This is a genomic window from Mycobacterium sp., from assembly GCF_049278535.1.
Lineage (GTDB): Bacteria > Actinomycetota > Actinomycetes > Mycobacteriales > Mycobacteriaceae > Mycobacterium.
The window spans coordinates 1-1,840 of sequence record NZ_JBAPMI010000248.1; the positions used below are offsets into that span (position 1 = coordinate 1).

Consider the following 1,840-nt stretch of genomic DNA (forward strand, 5'->3'; position numbering starts at 1 on the left):
GGGGACAGGTGGAGCAGTACCACCGCTGGCTCCCCGACGACGTGGCGCCGCTCGCCGCCGTCGATCAGGGCGCCACGACCGTCAACGGCTGGAGCCGTCAAGGACCGATTCGAGCACTCCCGTGAGCACACAGACCGAGCATCCGACCACCGGCCCCGCACGCGACAACGTCAAGACGACGCGGTGGGTAGCCACCATCGCCGGATTGATCGGATTCGTGCTGTCGGTGGCCACCCCGCTGCTGCCCGTCGTGCAGACCACGGCGAACCTGAACTGGCCGCAGCAGGGTCAGATGAAAAGCGTTACGGCTCCGCTGATTTCGCTGACACCGGTCGACTTCCACGCCGCCGTCCCGTGCGAGGTGGTGCGGGACATGCCGCCGAACGGCGGGGTGGTGCTGGGCACCGCACCACGAAAAGGCAAGGACGCCAACCTCAATGCGCTGTTCATCGTTGTCAACAAGCAGCGGGTGGACGTCACCGACCGCAACGTGGTGATCCTGTCGGTGCCGCGCGACCAGGTGGAGTCGCCGCATTGTCAGCACATCGACGTCACCTCGACGCTGGCCGGGACCTACGCGACCTTCGTCGGCCTGAAGGATCCTGGCGGCGGTCAGCTGCGCAGTGGCTACCCCGACCCCAACCTGCGTCCGCAGATCGTCGGGGTGTTCACCGACCTGATCGGTCCCGCGCCGTCGGGCCTGCAGATGTCGGCGACCATCGACACCCGATTCTCCACCAGCCCAACCACTCTGAAGCTGTTTGCGATGGTGGGCGCGATCCTGGCGACGATTGTCGCGCTGATCGCGCTGTGGCGGCTGGACCAGCTGGACGGCCATCGGATGCGCCGGCTGATCCCCGCGAACTGGCGGACCTTCACCCTCGCCGACGCCACCATCACCTTCGGGTTCGTGCTCTGGTGGGTGATCGGCGCGAACTCGTCGGACGATGGCTACATCCTGGGCATGGCCCGGGTCGCCGACCGGGCCGGCTACATGTCCAACTACTTCCGTTGGTTCGGCAGTCCGGAGGACCCGTTCGGCTGGTACTACAACCTGCTGGCGCTGATGACGCACGTCAGCGACTCGAGCCTGTGGATCCGGTTGCCCGACTTGGTCGCCGGGCTGGTGTGCTGGCTGCTGCTCTCCCGCGAGGTGCTGCCCCGGCTGGGTCCGGCGGTGACCAAGAGCAAAGCCGCCAACTGGGCGGCCGGCCTGGTGCTGCTGACCGCCTGGATGCCGTTCGACAACGGTCTTCGGCCGGAGCCGATCATCGCGGTCGGTTCGCTGATCACCTACGTGCTGATCGAGCGGTCGATGCGCTACAGCCGAATGACGCCCGCGGCGCTGGCGGTGGTGACCGCGGCGTTCACCCTCGGCGTGCAGCCGACCGGTCTGATCGCAGTGGCCGCGTTGGTGGCCGGTGGTCGTCCGATCCTGCGAATCCTGGTGCGACGTCACCGCCTGGTGGGCACCTGGCCGCTGGTGGCGCCGATGCTGGCCGCCGGCACGGTGATCCTGACGGTGGTGTTCGCCGACCAGACGCTGGCAACGGTTTTGGAAGCCACCAGGATTCGCACCGCCATCGGCCCCAGTCAGGCTTGGTACACCGAAAACCTGCGTTATTACTACCTGATCCTGCCGACCGTCGACGGTTCGCTGTCGCGCCGGTTCGGCTTCCTGATCACTGCGCTGTGCCTGTTCACCACGGTGTTCATCATGTTGCGGCGCAAGCGAATTCGCGGTGTAGCCCGCGGCCCGGCGTGGCGGTTGATGGGCGTGATCTTCGGCACGATGTTCTTCCTGATGTTCACCCCGACCAAGTGGGTGCACCACTTCGGC

General features: G+C 66.7%; 1 protein-coding gene. It reads left to right on the forward strand.

Annotation, left to right across the window (positions count from 1 at the left end; translation table 11 throughout):
• Positions 1 to 121 precede the first annotated feature (121 nt).
• Positions 122 to 1,840, forward strand: a 1,719-nt coding sequence (locus WAO18_RS16920; RefSeq protein ID WP_422207403.1) for an arabinosyltransferase domain-containing protein, incomplete at its 3' end; no start/stop codon positions are given.